We start from the raw sequence: 16,280 nt of genomic DNA on the forward strand, positions 1-16,280 counted from the left end.
ATAGATTATTTCTGTCGATACCAAAACAATTTGGCTGGTTAAATCATTATATTGGTTAAATCAAACAATCTCTATGGCACGCTGGTTAAAAATCTCCTTAAGAATAGTTGCAGCATTATTCATTCTGATAATTCTTACCTGGTTAGCTGGTGCATTTTACATCAGCAGAAACAAAAAAGAAGTTTTAAGTTCGATTCTATCGCAATTAAATAAAAATTTAAACGGAGAAATAACTGCAACAGGGATGGAGCCAACTTTATTGAAAAGTTTCCCTGGTGTTTCTGTATCTTTAAATGGCGTTTTACTCAGAGATAGTTTATGGAATCAACACAAACATGATTTACTAAAAGCGAAAGATATTAATGTTTCGTTAAACGTGCTTTCGTTAATTTTTGGCAACGTTAACATTAATCAAATTGCCATAAATGATGCTTCAATATACCTCTATACCGATACCACAGGTTATAGCAATACTAGCATATTTAAAAGTAAAGCCGCAAAAGAGGAAAAATCTGAGTCAAAATCTACAGCTCTTGCTATTAAGAAAATTGATTTAAATAGGGTTAACCTTGTGGTTGATAATAAAAAAAGATTTAAACTTTTTAATTTCAATATAGACCAGATTCAAGGGAGGCTGAAATATCCGGATAGTGGCTGGACAGGAAAAATCCGCTTAAAAACAACAGTAAACAGCTTTGCTTTTAATACCAGGAAAGGAAGTTTTTTAAAGGATAAAGTTTTAGATGGAACACTTTCTGCTCATTACAGTAAAAAAGAACAAGCTGTAATTTTAGATCCTGAAGTACTAAAAATAGGCGAACATCCTTTTAAAATTGGTGCTAAAATAGATTTAGCAAACTCTGGCTTTAACATTAGTATTGCTGTAGATAAGATTTTATTTAAAGATGTAGCACTTCTTCTTTCACCGAACATTTCATCAAAGCTTTTAAAATTTGGGATTGAAAAACCGATAGATATCAGAGGCAATATTGTAGATGATGGTTCTGGAAAATACGGCGATCCGTTAATTAAAGTTGGAATTAAAGTACGTGATAATGTGGTAAGCATCCCGGCAGGAAAACTTACAGCTGCAAATTTTGATGGCTCCTTCACAAATCAGGATACAGTTGGCGGAATAATTGGTGATGAAAATTCGTCTATCAAGTTTCATAACTTAACTGCAAAATACTTTAATGCACCATTGAAGATTGACACATTCACGGTAAACAATTTATCAAGACCAATTGCAACCGGTTTGGTAACTTCGCAGTTCCCACTATCAAACCTAAACAATTCTTTAGGCACCAACGATTTTGAATTTAAAAACGGTACGGCAGACTTAAAACTCTATTGCAAGGCAGATATTGATAATTTTCGTTTTACAAAACCTGTTGTTTCTGGTGCAATAAAAATTGCTAATGCAGATATCCTTTACATTCCACGCAAACTGCATCTGGTAAAAAGCGCACTAAATATTAATTTTAACCAGAATGATTTATCGATAAAAGATGGTCATTTTCAATTAGGGAAAAGTGAACTTAATGTGAATTGCAGCATTGCAAACTTTGCAAACTTATATTATACCGACCCAGATAAGATTATTGTAAACCTGAGCATGTATAGTCCGCAGTTATACCTGAATGAGTTTCTACCATTTTTAGGACCAAGAACTGTAAAGAAAAAAAGTAAATCATCAAGCGGAATGAAAACCGCTTCAAAGGAACTTAGTAATGTGCTTGAAGTTTCTAAAATGAATATACAATTGAAAGTAGATAAAGCCATTTACGATAAGTTTACCGCTAAAAAACTAAACGCCGATATTTCGCTCAGAGGTTCGGGAATTTACTTTAACAAAATTAGTGTGGCGCATGCAGGCGGTCTGCTTGCTTTAAATGGCAATATTATTCAAGAATCGGGTTCAAATCTTTTTAAAATTGATTCAAAAATTAGCCATGTAAGTGTAAAAGACTTTTTCTACTCATTCGATAACTTTGGTCAAAACACCATCACTAACAAAAACATACAAGGTTACTTATCTTCATTGGTAAATATTTCGGGAAGAATTTCTCACTCAGGAAAAATACTACCGCGTTCTATCAACGGAAAGGTCGTTTTCAATCTTAAAAACGCCGCATTGGTAAACTTCGACCCGATGGTTAAGGTTGGTAAATTTGCCTTTGCAAACAGAAACCTATCGGATGTGAAAATCAACAATTTAGATGGAACACTAATAGTTAAAGGCGATAAGGTTGAAATAAAACCAATGCTAGTAAATTCAAGCGCATTAAACTTCAATGTAAAAGGTATATATGCTTTAAATACCGGAACAAATGTACAAATGGATATTCCTTTAAGAAATCCAAAAGGTGATGAAAATCTTACATCAAAAGAAAAGAGAGAAGCCAGAATGCGTGGAATTGTACTACATTTAAAAGCTATTGATGATGAAAAAGGCGGAATAAAAATCAGGTGGAATAAGGATCATGATTGAGTAGAATAACATAAACTAAAGAAACCAATTAAGGATTATTAGTTCTTTACTTCTACAAGTAACAATGCAAATGGTTAAAATTATCGCAGAAATAAATTCTCCATAAATTACTATATTCGAAGACCCTAATATGCACTCGAATCACCTTTTGAAGTTTCTTTTTCTATCATTATGTTTTACGCTTCTTAGTTGTTCTAATAATAAGAGTACTAAGGGTAATCAAAAAATTGTTATACAAGCGGTTAAAGGAAAATATTCGATCTTAAAAAACGGAAAAATTTTCAATATCAAAGGTGCATCTGGCTATAGTAATTTTGCTGAGCTTAAAAAAAGTGGTGGTAATGCGGTTAGAATTTGGGATACAACTCATGTTGATCAAATTTTGAAGGAAGCAAATGAAAATGACATATCTGTAATTGTAGGGCTTCCGATACCTGAAAGTCAATACTTATCATACTATAACGATAATGCTGAAGTAGCTGCAGATTTAAAAAAATTAAAAAGTTTAGTTAATCGACTTAAGTCAAATCCCGCATTATTAATGTGGTGTGTTGGAAATGAATTAGTATTTCCAAACAAACCATCCTATCATAACTTTTATAAATCTTTCAATACAATTGTCGATATGATCCATTCTGATGATCCGGATCATCCTGTTACAACAACAATGGTAAATTTTCAAAAAAACGATATTGTAAATATTAAAATAAGAACCAATGTTGATATCATATCATTTAATATTTTTAGCAGGATAACAGAGTTTGAGGAAGATTTAAAAAATTTCAGCTGGTTTTGGGATGGACCATATTTAATTACTGAATGGGGAATTGATGGGCCTTGGAAAGGGCATTCTCGTACTGCATGGGATGCAAAAATAGAACCAACAAGTACCGCAAAAGCGAAAGCTTACTTAAGCAGGTATAAGCGCTACATGCCTATTAACGACCCAAGATTTTTAGGCTCATTTATATTTTTCTGGGGGCAAAAACAAGAAATTACACATACTTGGTATAGTTTGTTCGATGAGTTTGGGAATAAAACAGAATCAGTGAGTTCGGCAGAAGAAATATGGAGCGGAAAAGCTGTAAACTTTAAAGGGCCAAAAGTTAGCGATATACTGCTAAATAATAAAGTTGCTTTGGATAATATTTTCTTGGATCCTAAAAAATTACAAACCGCTCAAATTAAAGTTTTAGGAGATACAAGTGATTTAAAAGTTGAATGGAAAATATACCCTGAAGACTGGTTTAAAAAAAATAATGTAAATAATTTAATCAGGCCAAATGCATTAAAAGGATTAATGCGTAGTCAATCTGGTTTTAGCATTAAGTTTATATCTCCAAATACTGAAGGACCATATAGATTATTCTCTACAATTTTTGATAACAAAGGAAATATAGCTACTGCAAATATTCCATTTTATGTGATTAATAATGAGGAATAAGCCTGAAATTATAATTGCACCATCGAAATGGGAACGTTTTCGCCTTAGGGTGATGATATTAGCCGGAGTTCTTGTAATGCTACTCTTTTTGAACGAAGTATTTAAAGGAACTGCAGAATACCCGATACTGTTTTATATGCTTGCAGTAACAATAGTTTATTCATGCTCAAGATTAATTCACGAATGGATACATTATTTTTACATCACTGTTCCTCCAACAATATCCACTAATAGAATATTTTCTGTAGATATTTTTACAACCTTTTGTAAAGGTGAGCCTTATGAAATGATAGAGGAAACGCTGTTAGCAATTGTAAACATTACATATCCTCACCAATCTTATTTATGCGATGAATCTGATGATCCGTATCTGAAAGCGCTATGCGAAAAATTAGGTGTGAACCATGTTACCAGAATTAAAAAAGTAGATGCGAAAGCAGGTAATATTAATAATGCTTTACTAATTTCTTCTGGAGAATTGTGCGTGGTGTTAGATCCAGACCACGTACCTCAACCAAATTTTCTTGATCCAATTGTTGCTCATTTTAACGATGAAAAAATTGGTTACGTTCAAATTGTACAAGCTTATAAAAATTATGGCGAAAGTTTAATTGCTAAAGGAGCTGCCCAGCAAACTTTTCAATTTTATGGTCCAATTATGATGACCATGAATAAGTACGGAACTGTGTTAGCAATTGGTGCTAACTGTACATTCAGAAGAGCTGCACTCGAATCCATTGGTGGCCATGCAGCGGGTTTGGCCGAAGATATGAATACCGCTATGCATCTTCATGCTAAAGGATGGAAGTCTATATATGTACCTCAGATATTAGCTAGAGGACTTGTTCCATCAACAATGTCTGCATATTATGCTCAGCAACTAAAATGGGCTCGAGGAGTTTTCGAACTTTTAGTTACTTCCTATCCTAAACTTTTCAAAAAATTTACTTGGCAGCAGAAAATTCACTATGCTTTAATTCCTTTATATTATTTATCCGGAATTATATTTCTAATTAACTTTCTAATACCTATCCTTTCCTTAACTTTTGATACCAGTCCAATTAACATCGACTTTCTTTATTTTATGATGTACGCAGGACCGCTGGTTTTGCTATCATTTTTAATCAGGCTCTTTGTTCAACGTTGGGTTATGGAAGAGGAAGAAAGAGGATTTCATGTTGTAGGCGGTTTACTGATGATTGGTACATGGTGGATATTTCTGATTGGACTTTACTATACAATCTTAAGGAAGAAAATACCTTATATACCTACACCAAAAGATGGCAAGGAAGATGGCAACTGGAAAATTAACATCCCTAACATTGCTGTAATAATCATCTCAATTCTATCAATAATTTATGGTCTTGTAACAGATTGGAATCCTTACAATTTGATTATGAGCGGTTTTGCCAGTGTAAATTGTTTAATTTTATCTTTTTCAATAGTTGCCAGCAGGCAGGCATATTTCCGTTCACTAAAAAAGAAATACTCTTTGCTTAATACAACAATTTTAGGACTGGTAGTATTTAAAAAACGCTTTTGGCTTCTAAGAAGATTTTTATACAAGCAAGTAAGGCGTTTTGCACTTCTTATAGCTATAATTATATCTGGATTTATGTTTGTGTGGTCTATAAAATATAAAATTGGAACAGATAAAATATTGGTTGAGAACTATAATAAGAACATATTAATTTCCGGTATTTTCGAACCTTACAATTCCAACGGGTTATCATCAGTAAGTAATGTAATTAATATCGAAAAACAGAATGATATTAATTTCGGAATCGTCTCATTATATCTCTCTTGGGGCGATGCCGAAAAATGTAAATTCCCAACAAATCTCGTAGATTCTATATATAAAAAAGAAGCCATACCAATGATAACCTGGGAGCCTTGGCAGAGTTTATTTACTAATTCAAAAGATTTTAAGCCAGAAGATGTAGAGAAACAAATATTTAAAAGAATTATAGAGCATCGATATGATAAGTATTTAGAGGATTTCTCAAAACAATTAAAACGAATTAATAAGCCAATATACATTCGTTTTGCACACGAAACAGATAATCCGCAATATCCTTGGAGTTCTAAAGGACAGAATAGCCCAGAAGAATTTAAGCAAGCCTGGCAATATATACATAACTTCTTTTCACAAAGAAATCTAAATAATGTAATTTGGGTTTGGAATCCTTGGAAACCAAATGCAGTAAGCAACTACTTTCCAGGTAGGGCATTTGTAGATTGGATTGGTGTAACAAACCTAAACTACGGTGTTGAAAATAAGGCTTGGCAAAGTATGGAGCAACTCTATAAACCCTTTCATCAAAATCCAATATTTAGAATGGGTTTACCTATAATGCTTGCCGAAATGGGCTCACTAAAAAAGCAAAACGAATGGTTTAAAGAAGCTTCTAAAACAATCAATAATAAATTTCCTGAAATCAAGGCTTTTATATTATTTAACAGTGGTATAGACAAAAATTTACCAATTGGATTTGCTGGACAAGCTTTGGACTGGAGAGTTCATAGTTATTCAAGTTTAAAAGGACTTATCAATTCTGAGAATAAGCGTAATATTTGGTTAGAAAGTAATCAAAACCTTATACTAAATTCAAAAATTTCAAAAAAATTATCGCAAAAAAACCTTTCATTTCTTAATGAAATTAGAGGAACAAATTACAGAAAAAGCCAAAATTGGTCTAGCAATGGGTTAGTGCTAAAAAAGAAAATTATCGTTAAAGATATGACAGAAATCGAAAAAGTTGGTTTCAATACAGTTAAAATATATGGCCTTAGTATTTATGACGATAACATTCTTGAAGTTGCAAATGATAAAAACCTTAATGTAGTTTACGGGTTTTGGTTACCTGACAATATAAGTTTTCTTACTGATAGTAGTGAAATGAATAAGTACTCAGAAAAAATTCTATCTAACATAAAAAAGAACATAAATAGAACAAATATTAAAATGTGGAACATTGCGAACAATCCACTAAAATCCTTAAGATATAGAAATTTTAAGCCTGATTTATTAAGCGAACAGAATGCTTATTTAATTTGGCTAAATAAATTAATAAAGGAAATTAATGAAGTTGATGGGGTTAGACCTATTAGCGTTGACATTTATATAGACGAAAATTTCGATGCAGATTATAAGCTACTAAATACGGCGGTTCCTAATATTGATTGTATTGGTTTGGTTGAGAATCGCAATCCAGAAATTCGTCCAACCAATATCCTAAGAGGGACATTTATGAGCACGATTACTCCAAAATCATATTTGGCTAATAAAAGTTTAACAGCTGGGATATTTCTATCTCAATGGCAAGACGAAAAAACCACCAATTTTGTTTCTTTAAATGGATTAAAAGATAATACAGGAAAATACAAGTTAGAATCGTATCAAATATCTAATAAATGGCGTGGTTTAAATCAGCAAATAAAAATTCCGAAAATTAAGATCTTGCTGCCAGCAAATACAATGTGGCCCAATGCAGAAGTTACTTTTCATGCAATGTATTTTAGCAATAAACAATGGAAACTGACTAATAATTTAACAAGCTTTAAATTTAGATGGGAATTGATTAAATACGACCAGTTCGAAAATCCTATTCAGGTTAAAGATATTGGCACAGGAAATCAAGTAGACTTAATAGTTCCAGAAAATGTGTCTCGATACAAAATAAGATTATACATGTCAAATGATACAGTAGTTAATATAGCTCAATCAAAGTTAAATATTCCATTAAAATCTACCTTTTAAAAAGATGCCAAATTAACCCGTTGATTCTTTATTGTTTCTTCGGATTCACTAAAAATTTCAATTTATTAAATTGCTTTTCTACCAAATGCCAAGAAAGTGTTGCTACAACTATTGTAATAACTGAATAGATTATAAAACAGCTAACCTCTGATGATATTATTTTTATAAAAAGACTTATTCCGTTTTTATTTTCTATAAAGTACGTTGGATACAAAACATATAAACGGTTATAGATTTTGTTAAACACTTGCCAAAAAATAATTGGGATAATTAAATGATATAAATAAATCCCGTAGCTAATCTTGCCCAAATAAAGCACAATTTTGCTTTGCAAAAACTTTCCTAAATATCCCTTATATCCAAAAATTGCAATATCAATAAGCTTGTAGGAAATTATTGAAAACACAAAGCTATTTATTACAAAAGAAAAATAGTAAGATCTTACAAAAGCCGAAATAATTGCAATTATAATTGATGGGTAAAGCAAATAATTAAAGTATTTTGAAAACCAGTGCATCTCATATTCAGACTTAGAATATTTATATGCCAATAAACCGCCAATTGCGAAAGAATCAATACAGAACTGCGTTAAAATATCTTGGGGAATTTTTATTGGCGGTATGTAAAAGAATATTCTAAGTAAAACCCCTAAAATAACGATTCCAATTAAAGCTTTAAAAATATATTTTTCTGGTAGAAAAATTATTATTAGTGGCCAAATAATGTAGTATTGTTCCTCAACAGCAAGTGTCCAAAGATGAGCTGTTGAAATGGGCCATACCTGTTCGTAATATATCTGATAATTTGAAAGGTATGCGAAATACATTTCTGAATTTCTATTAATTTCATCACCAAGTGTGGGTATTAATAATAAAATTATTAAATACGAATAGTAAGCAGGAAAAATTCTTATACTTCTTCTAAACAGAAAAAAAAGGATCGTCTTGAATCCTGAAATACCAAGTTCATTTGCTTTACTTTTCGATATAATTAATATTTTAGTGATTAAATAGCTGCTTAATACAAAAAAGAAATTTATAAATCCCAAGAAAAAGTAACTTGCTTCTCCGGTAAATACTTTTGCTAACCAGTGATAGCATAATACAAAAAGAACAGCACAAAATCTTAAACCATCCAACTGCGGATTATATGGAATTACTCTAAGAGCATTTTGCTGATAAGTAGACATGTAGGGTGTGGGGAGAATTATTTTACGATTAAGATCGTTTGTAAAAATAGAAATAATAGTGATGTTTAGTCGGATAAATATGCTTTTTATACAAATTATTATCTGTTTAGAAAATTTTTAAAAAACAACTATTTGAAATTAAATGCTCGTTTAAGGAAGAGATAACTTAGTTAATATGTCTACTTAATTTTTTATTCAGCCATTTCTGTACAGGCTCATCATAGATACGTAAGACTAAATAAGCTAATAAAACTAAACTGCAGGTAGCACCCATTATGACTGCCAATGCACTTACCTTATTAAGTTGATAGATTTTACAATAATTACTAAGAGTTATAATAAACCAATAATGAGTAATATACAGAGGGTAAGATAGCCTACCAAGTATATCTGCAGTATATTGCAGTTTATTTGAAATATTTACGCGGGCGGCCGATGCAACTATTAATGGGAATATTAGTGCTACAATAATAACTTCTATAAGCCAATTATATTTTAGAAAAGGCATTCCCAAAGCAATTAAGAGCAATACTACTACAACTATAAAATTTGGTTGAACTTTGAATAGAAAAAAATATCTTTTAATTGCTAAGCCTGCAAAAAATGAAAAACTCATCCTAGCTACACCTACAGTAAAAGTTTCAGGGTGCCATCCTCCAGATAAAGTTCCAAATTTGTGAGCAAGGTAAATCAGAGATGATAATGAAAATGTAAGCATCAGAATTAACCATTTGCGAGGTAATTTCCATAGTATTAATATATAAAAGATATTAGCTAAGTATTCTAAACTTAGTGACCATGAAGGTGGATTAAAGGGAAATAAATTTCCATATCTATTAGGAACAGAAATTAAGGTTGGAATTAAGATATTTGATTGCAAATAAGCAATTCCAATCAGAATAGGATTCCAAGATGTCGAATAATTACCCCACGGGTCAAAAAAGTATATTGCAATACCCAAAAAAGAACCAAAAATAACCAATGGATGAAGCCTAACAAACCTTCTCTTAAAAAAAGATAGACAGCTTAAATTTTCAGCTCTATCATCATAAGCGTGGGCTATAACAAAACCAGAAAGACAGAAAAAAAAATCAACTGCCAAAAAACCATGTGGAAAAAGATTAACATTGTGTTTTTGATAAACAGATTCAAAAAGATGAAATATAACTACAACAATTGCGGCGATACCTCTTAATCCATCTAAAAAAACATAGTGTTTTTTTTCTATCATTTATCCTTTTAGCATTTAAACCTCTTAATTAATCAATAAATCTAATCATTTTTAAGGGAAGCAAATAAGCTTTGTAATTTGATTTTACTTGAAAATTAAAAATCCAAAGGCCCCAATCTCTTCATATTTCTTAATATTAGATATTGGCGATGCCTAATATATGGCGTAGCATTTTTGGGTGTCCACCTACGTGGGTTTGGAAAACACGATGCAATTAGTGCCGCTTGATTTCGACTAAGTTTATGGCAAGATTTGTTGTAATATTCTTGAGCAGCAGCTTCAGCACCATAAATACCATCGCCCATCTCAATTACATTTAAGTACACTTCTAGAATTCGTTCTTTGCTCCAAAAAATTTCAATAAGAAGTGTAAAATAGGCTTCAAAACCTTTTCTAATCCAAGAACGGCCGGGCCACAGAAAAACGTTTTTGGCAGTTTGCTGAGAAATTGTACTGCCACCTTTAATTTTTTTACCTTTTGCGTTACTCGCAAAAGCCTTTTCGATAGATTTAAAATCAAAACCAATATGCTTAAGGAAAAGCTGATCTTCTGCAGATACCGCGGCACGTTTCATGTTATCAGAAATATCTTCAAATTTAACCCACTTTTTCTCGAGTTTAAAAGCCTTTCCGTCAGCCTTGCGCTCAATGTTGCGCAGTACCATAAGTAATGTTATTGGTGGATTAATAAAACGAAGTGCAATAACCCAAATTACCGAAACCAATAGAAAATAGATAAATACCTTTGTTGCTATGTTAATTGTTTTCTTTAACCAAGGTCTTTTTGCTGTTGTTCTAGATTTGGAGCTTCGTTTTCTTGCCATGTTGCAAAGTTAATAAAATCTTAATCGTGATATAATTTCCATGATTCCGTTAATGACATTTGGAATACCTAATTTTAAAAATGCTTAAACATATTTGTATTTCATTGGTTAAATCAGAAAAGAAATTATGAGTGAAAAAATAGTTTTAATTACAGGCGGTAGCAAAGGAATAGGTTACGGAATTGCAGAATCTCTTTTAAAAGCTGGATATAAAGTTGCAATTACCAGCCGAAAGATTGATAGCGCAAATGATGCAGCTTCAAAATTAGTTGCCTATGGTGATGTATTAGCAATAGAAGCTGATGTGAAAGATTACAACTCGCAACAAGATGCTGTAAATTTAATAATAGAAAAGTGGGGCCGTTTAGATGTACTGATTGCAAATGCAGGTGTAGGACATTTTGCACCAATTGATGAAATCGACATTAAAGATTGGAATGAAATTATTGATACTAATTTAACAGGTGTATTTTACAGCATAAAAGCTACTGTAGAAGAAATCAAGAAAAATCAAGGACATATATTTACCATATCAAGTTTGGCAGGTACAAACTTTTTTGCTGGTGGTTCTGCTTACAATGCTAGTAAATTCGGCTTAACAGGATTTACACAATCTGTTATGCTCGATTTAAGAAAGTATGGAGTAAAAGTAAGCACGATAATGCCAGGTTCGGTAGCGAGTCATTTTAATGATCATAATCCTAACCAAGAGGATGATGCATGGAAAATACAACCAGAAGATATGGGCAAATTAATTGTTGATTTATTGGCAATGCCAGCCAGAACTCTACCTAGCAAAATAGAGATAAGGCCAACTATAGCAAAAGGATAAAAAAAACCTCCCGAAATCGGGAGGTTTTTTTATTTAAAGTGACCAGCAGAAACTCTTTTGCTTACAAAATGCCTGGTTGTGGCATTGTTTGTTTTTAATTGCTCTTCAGCGTAGTCTACTTCTTTGATGATATCTTTACTATCTTTTTTATCATAATCGTTATTATATAGTCCTTCAGCTTCCTTTCTTGCATTAGGAAAATCTTCAAGCATAACATATATAAAACCTAAATTAAAGAATGCTGAATAACGCATTTTTTTATCTGACTTATCATCTTTATTAAATCTGGTTTTAACATCATTAAAATAATCAATTACTGGTTTGAAACTTTCCTTAATTTCAGGTGTGATGGGCTGATTTCCTTTAATAAGTAACGATGCAGCTTTAAGTTGCTCTATCATTTTGTTATTAAGTTCATATTCGGCATGTTTCTTCTCTCCTTGAAACCAAATTAAATAGTTATATTTTGATTGACGATATCCGTACTTACTTGTTATGTTACCATTTGCTTGATCAATCCTGCCTTTTACAGCTTCAGTAAGAAGATTTCCTTTAATTGTTTCTTTGTTATTGTTCCAATAACTAGATGCTTCAGTTCTTGAACCGTATTCTGCAGAGTTATGCGTAAGCTTTGAAGATTGATTTTGCAATACATAGTTCATTAAGTCTTGGCCTAATACATTATTTACTAAGCGAACACTTCCTGAAAATGAATATGTAATTACTGCCCAGTAATAATATTTTCTGCCAGTTTCCTTCCCGGTTTTGTCTTTAGTAATATCTACTCTTTCTTTAATTTCGGCGTTATCTATCATAAAATCGCCAAATTTAAATTGAACAGATAAATCTGCTTTTGTTTTTTTGTCAACTTTCTGAAAGCCGGAAATATTACCTCTGTCTTCAATTTCTGATACTGAAATGTTAGAACTTGAAGCATTTAGTATTGCTGATACATTGTAAGATTTGTATTCTGCAGGAAGCGGAGTAGTCGGTAATGTAGTATAGGCGTAACTAGCGTACACTCTATCTAAATCTATCTTCTGAGCATTTGAGAAAGAATAGATAAAAAGACTAATTAGAATTGTTAGTTTTAATTTCATGTTTGGTTTTTCTTTTTTTAAATGCAAAAAGATTACCAAACACATAACTAGCTCTTATGCAAGCAATAAGGCACTAATATTTTAATATTGAAAATTTTTAGCACAAAAAAATCCCCAAGAATTAAGGAATTGAGCATACCATTCTACGAAAAAGAAATCAAAAAAAAATCCTTTCAGAAAAACTGAAAGGATTTTTATAACTTTTAAAGAAATGCTTATTCAGCGATTACTTCGAAAGGAACCTGAACTTTCACTTCTTTGTGTAAGTTTAAGTTAGCAACATATTCGCCAACAAATTTAGGTTCAGTTTCGAAAGTGATACGACGACGGTCAACATCAAAACCTTGAGCTTTTAATGCTTCAGCGATTTGGATAGTGTTAACAGCACCAAATATTTTACCGCTTTCGCCAGCTTTAGCACCGATAGAAAGTTTAACTTCAGTTAAACGCTCTGCAATACCTTCAGCATCTTTCTTAATTTTATCTTGTTTAAAAGCAGCTTGCTTTAAGTTCTCAGCTAATACTTTCTTTGCAGAAACAGTAGCTAAAGATGCAAATCCTTGCGGAATTAAATAGTTACGGCCATAACCTGGCTTTACTGTAACGATATCGTCTTTCTCGCCTAATGATTTAATATCTTGTTTTAAAATAATTTCCATATCAAATCCTCCTATTTTAATTGGTCAGCAACGAAAGGTAACAAACCGATGTGACGTGCACGCTTAACAGCTTGAGCCACTTTACGTTGAAATTTTAACGAAGTACCAGTTAAACGGCGTGGTAATAATTTACCTTGATCGTTAATGAATTTTAACAAAAAGTTTGCGTCTTTGTAATCAATGTATTTAATACCGTTTTTTCTGAAACGGCAATATTTTTTACGGTTATCCTCTACTTTAGGGGCAGTAACGTATTGTATTTGTTCTCTTGCCATTACGCTGCAACCTCCTTAGTTTTTTTGTTAAACGCACCGCTGCGTTTTTTAGCGTTGTAAGCAACTGCATGTTTATCTAACCTGATGGTTAAGAAACGAAGCACACGCTCATCACGTTTTAATTGTAACTCTAATTTAGAAATCAAATCACCTGGAGCATTATACTCAGTTAAGTTGAAAAATCCGTTTGATTTTTTAGCGATCGGATACGCTAATTTTCTTAAACCCCAATTATCTTCGTGGATAATTTCGGCTCCGCCATCAGTAAGAATAGCTTTGAATTTAGCCATAGCTTCTTTCGCAACTTCTTCTGATAACAACGGGGTTAGAACGATAACAGTTTCGTACTGATTCATTGTTATAAAATTTTTTAATTTTTTAATCCCGAGGTATATTACGGGGTTGCAAAAGTAACAATATATTTTTAATATTCAAACGTTTAGCCAAAAATACACTCAATTTTTAATGCTTTTTAAATGAAGCAATTGCCTGTGAATCAAAAGCATCAATTCTTTTAATGTTTCAGATTTTAGCTAATGAACGGTTTTCTGCCACGGCGAAGCAATATTGTTAGTTAGCCCCGATTGAAGTGAAAATACTTTTTTTTAAAGTACATCTAAAAAAGATTGCCACGTCGTGCCTCCTCGCAATGACGGAAATGGCGACAATTGACAGGAGTTGAAAAAAAGATTGTAACGAAAAGCGGGACTGCAATTACCTAAAAGTACAGAAACTTGCGCTTCAAGTAAAATGCGTTCTCAGCTTTAACCAATAAAAAAGGGTTATCTGAAAAGACAACCCTTTTATAACAATTGTTATAATCTAATTAGCGAGATTCTATTGTTTTTGAAAACTGTTGTTTGCTAGTTTTAACGATAAAAGTTAATTCTTTAGAAGGCGTACTGCTAATATTGAATTTTTTAGTCAACTTAGATTTATCGGTAAAAGTTGCTTTGTAAAGCTGGTCGTTATATTCATTTACAATTTCAACTTCGATTGGACCTTTGTCGGCGTTATCTAAACTTAGCGTTACCATAGAACTATCTTTCTTTAAAACTGGTTTAAAAAGTTCGGTAATTTTTGGTGAAGAAACTTGTGCTTTATTATCTGCAATAACGATTTGATATTGAGCCAACTGAGAACCTGAAGTTACGTTTAACACATATTCGCCATTTGGCAATGCATTTAAATCGTAAGTTTTTGTAGATGCGCCAGATGCGTGGATGCTTTCTTCGTAAATTAATTTATTATCTGCAACATCGTTTATTGTTAATTCGATATCTTTTGCCTCATCAATAAAAAAACGAATTGATTTATTGTTTTCTGCTTTCACTTTTAAAGTAGAAACTTCATCGTTTGCTTTTACGCCAGGAGCTGCAAATAATGCTGCTACAACTAAGCTGATTTTTATAAAGTTTTTCATATCTGTGTACTATTAATGGTGAACATTTTTTTAACACCACTAAATTACCACAGATTTAAACTCATAGTTGATTCTATATTTTCAAATAACTATGCTATTTTACCATTAAATAACAAATTTATATACAAATGAATCAATTTACTATAAATTAATATTTATTTTTGTGTAGATAAATGAAAAAATTAAAGCCAAGTTTTGAGATTGTTGAACCATCTTTTGGTAGTTCGTTTTATTATTCAAAGTATGTAGAAAACGAGAATAATAAGGCACACTTGTGGCATTACCACCCTGAAATTGAGATGGTTTTTGTTAATGGTGGCTCTGGTAAGCGACAAATTGGTAGTCATGTATCTTATTACACAGATGGCGACCTGATTTTAATTGGCAGCAATTTGCCGCATTGCGGATTTACTGATACCAATACAGGAAATAAAACAGAAGTTGTTTTACAAATGAAACCTGATTTTTTAGGTGCAGATTTTTTAACTCTTAAAGAAACCAGAGGAATTGCAAATTTATTTGAAAAGGCAAAGTATGGTATTGCTTTCGGCAAAGACACCATGAAACTTGTTGGCCCAACATTAGAAAAAATGCATAATGCTTGGCCACTAGAGAAATTATTGGCTTTGCTTGGCGTACTGCGAGAACTGGAACAGGCTTCTGATTATAAACTTTTGAATGCACAAAATTTCTCTCTAGAAATGCAGGTGCAAGACAATGACCGCATAAACATGATTTTTAATTATGTTAAGGATCATTTTCTGGAGGAAATTAGTTTAGAACATATTGCAGAAATGGCTAGCATGACTGTTCCATCCTTTTGTCGGTATTTTAAAAAAATAACTAAGAAAACGTTTACACGTTTTGTAAACGAATACAGGATTGTACATGCTTCGAAATTGTTAGCAGAAAAACCAACCAGCATTACAAATATTTGCTTTGAAAGTGGTTTTAATAACTTCAGTCATTTTAATAAATTGTTTAAAGATTTTACCGGGAAAAGTGCATCGCAGTATAGGCAGGAATTGAAGGCGGTGATAAAGTAGGCTTAT

13 protein-coding genes are annotated in these 16,280 nt (G+C 32.1%); 5 read left to right on the plus strand and 8 right to left on the minus strand.

The features are described 5' to 3' along the window. The first annotated feature begins 73 nt into the window (after positions 1-73). The 3 genes from ACO05K_RS11320 (at position 74) to ACO05K_RS11330 (ending at position 7,695) form a co-directional block, all read left to right on the plus strand. Complete coding sequence (locus ACO05K_RS11320; RefSeq protein WP_421944538.1) at positions 74-2,491, plus strand: AsmA-like C-terminal region-containing protein; 2,418 nt, start codon at positions 74-76, stop codon at positions 2,489-2,491. 130 nt (positions 2,492-2,621) lie between these two features. Further along, on the plus strand, positions 2,622-3,935 hold the full coding sequence (locus ACO05K_RS11325; RefSeq protein WP_421944539.1) for a glycoside hydrolase family 2 TIM barrel-domain containing protein: 1,314 nt from the start codon (positions 2,622-2,624) through the stop codon (positions 3,933-3,935). Further along, positions 3,925-7,695, plus strand: coding sequence for a glycosyltransferase family 2 protein (locus tag ACO05K_RS11330; protein WP_421944540.1), 3,771 nt, complete (start codon positions 3,925-3,927; stop codon positions 7,693-7,695). Before ACO05K_RS11325 ends, ACO05K_RS11330 begins: the two co-directional genes overlap by 11 nt. Before the next feature lie 28 nt (positions 7,696-7,723). Here ACO05K_RS11330 and ACO05K_RS11335 read toward each other — a convergent pair whose 3' ends face one another. The 3 genes from ACO05K_RS11335 to mtgA all read right to left on the minus strand — a co-directional run bounded on the left by ACO05K_RS11335 (position 7,724) and on the right by mtgA (position 10,939). Continuing rightward, the gene (locus ACO05K_RS11335; RefSeq protein ID WP_421944541.1) at positions 7,724-8,884 is read right to left on the minus strand and encodes an acyltransferase family protein; all 1,161 of its coding nucleotides are present in this window, start codon (positions 8,882-8,884) and stop codon (positions 7,724-7,726) included. A 166-nt stretch (positions 8,885-9,050) separates the two neighbouring features. Next, positions 9,051-10,115 carry an acyltransferase family protein gene (locus tag ACO05K_RS11340; RefSeq protein WP_421944542.1) on the minus strand — a complete coding sequence of 355 codons (1,065 nt, stop codon included), beginning with the start codon at positions 10,113-10,115 and terminating at the stop codon, positions 9,051-9,053. Positions 10,116-10,210: 95 nt separating this feature from the next. After that, complete coding sequence (mtgA, locus tag ACO05K_RS11345; protein ID WP_421944543.1) at positions 10,211-10,939, minus strand: monofunctional biosynthetic peptidoglycan transglycosylase; 729 nt, start codon at positions 10,937-10,939, stop codon at positions 10,211-10,213. Positions 10,940-11,066: 127 nt separating this feature from the next. Between mtgA and ACO05K_RS11350 the strand changes: the two genes are divergently transcribed. Continuing rightward, entirely contained in the window at positions 11,067-11,771 is a 705-nt protein-coding gene (locus ACO05K_RS11350) for an SDR family oxidoreductase (protein ID WP_421944544.1), read from the plus strand. 29 nt (positions 11,772-11,800) lie between these two features. Here the strand turns inward: ACO05K_RS11350 and ACO05K_RS11355 are convergent, their stop codons facing one another. The 5 genes from ACO05K_RS11355 to ACO05K_RS11375 all read right to left on the minus strand — a co-directional run bounded on the left by ACO05K_RS11355 (position 11,801) and on the right by ACO05K_RS11375 (position 15,228). Continuing rightward, positions 11,801-12,871, minus strand: coding sequence for a hypothetical protein (locus tag ACO05K_RS11355; RefSeq protein ID WP_421944545.1), 1,071 nt, complete (start codon positions 12,869-12,871; stop codon positions 11,801-11,803). Between the two features lie 215 nt (positions 12,872-13,086). Further along, positions 13,087-13,530 carry a 50S ribosomal protein L9 gene (rplI, locus tag ACO05K_RS11360; RefSeq protein WP_421944546.1) on the minus strand — a complete coding sequence of 148 codons (444 nt, stop codon included), beginning with the start codon at positions 13,528-13,530 and terminating at the stop codon, positions 13,087-13,089. A gap of 11 nt (positions 13,531-13,541) precedes the next feature. Continuing rightward, positions 13,542-13,805, minus strand: a complete 264-nt coding sequence (gene rpsR, locus ACO05K_RS11365) for a 30S ribosomal protein S18 (RefSeq protein WP_056093004.1) — start codon at positions 13,803-13,805, stop codon at positions 13,542-13,544. Next, the gene (gene rpsF, locus ACO05K_RS11370) at positions 13,805-14,161 is read right to left on the minus strand and encodes a 30S ribosomal protein S6 (RefSeq protein ID WP_421944547.1); all 357 of its coding nucleotides are present in this window, start codon (positions 14,159-14,161) and stop codon (positions 13,805-13,807) included. Before rpsF ends, rpsR begins: the two co-directional genes overlap by 1 nt. A gap of 470 nt (positions 14,162-14,631) precedes the next feature. Next, positions 14,632-15,228, minus strand: a complete 597-nt coding sequence (locus ACO05K_RS11375; protein WP_421944548.1) for a hypothetical protein — start codon at positions 15,226-15,228, stop codon at positions 14,632-14,634. A gap of 173 nt (positions 15,229-15,401) precedes the next feature. On the opposite strand from ACO05K_RS11375, the gene ACO05K_RS11380 reads away from it, so the two are divergent. Beyond that, entirely contained in the window at positions 15,402-16,274 is an 873-nt protein-coding gene (locus tag ACO05K_RS11380; protein ID WP_421944549.1) for an AraC family transcriptional regulator, read from the plus strand. Positions 16,275-16,280: the final 6 nt, after the last annotated feature.

The sequence above is a fragment of the Pedobacter sp. genome (assembly GCF_965227205.1).
Lineage (GTDB): Bacteria > Bacteroidota > Bacteroidia > Sphingobacteriales > Sphingobacteriaceae > Pedobacter.

Coding starts and splice junctions, on each gene's coding strand:
- ACO05K_RS11320 (WP_421944538.1), top strand. CDS start 74: ATGGCACGCTGGTTAAAAATCTCCTTAAGAATAGTTGCAGCATTATTC.
- ACO05K_RS11325 (WP_421944539.1), top strand. CDS start 2,622: ATGCACTCGAATCACCTTTTGAAGTTTCTTTTTCTATCATTATGTTTT.
- ACO05K_RS11330 (WP_421944540.1), top strand. CDS start 3,925: ATGAGGAATAAGCCTGAAATTATAATTGCACCATCGAAATGGGAACGT.
- ACO05K_RS11335 (WP_421944541.1), bottom strand. CDS start 8,884: ATGTCTACTTATCAGCAAAATGCTCTTAGAGTAATTCCATATAATCCG.
- ACO05K_RS11340 (WP_421944542.1), bottom strand. CDS start 10,115: ATGATAGAAAAAAAACACTATGTTTTTTTAGATGGATTAAGAGGTATC.
- mtgA (WP_421944543.1), bottom strand. CDS start 10,939: ATGGCAAGAAAACGAAGCTCCAAATCTAGAACAACAGCAAAAAGACCT.
- ACO05K_RS11350 (WP_421944544.1), top strand. CDS start 11,067: ATGAGTGAAAAAATAGTTTTAATTACAGGCGGTAGCAAAGGAATAGGT.
- ACO05K_RS11355 (WP_421944545.1), bottom strand. CDS start 12,871: ATGAAATTAAAACTAACAATTCTAATTAGTCTTTTTATCTATTCTTTC.
- rplI (WP_421944546.1), bottom strand. CDS start 13,530: ATGGAAATTATTTTAAAACAAGATATTAAATCATTAGGCGAGAAAGAC.
- rpsR (WP_056093004.1), bottom strand. CDS start 13,805: ATGGCAAGAGAACAAATACAATACGTTACTGCCCCTAAAGTAGAGGAT.
- rpsF (WP_421944547.1), bottom strand. CDS start 14,161: ATGAATCAGTACGAAACTGTTATCGTTCTAACCCCGTTGTTATCAGAA.
- ACO05K_RS11375 (WP_421944548.1), bottom strand. CDS start 15,228: ATGAAAAACTTTATAAAAATCAGCTTAGTTGTAGCAGCATTATTTGCA.
- ACO05K_RS11380 (WP_421944549.1), top strand. CDS start 15,402: ATGAAAAAATTAAAGCCAAGTTTTGAGATTGTTGAACCATCTTTTGGT.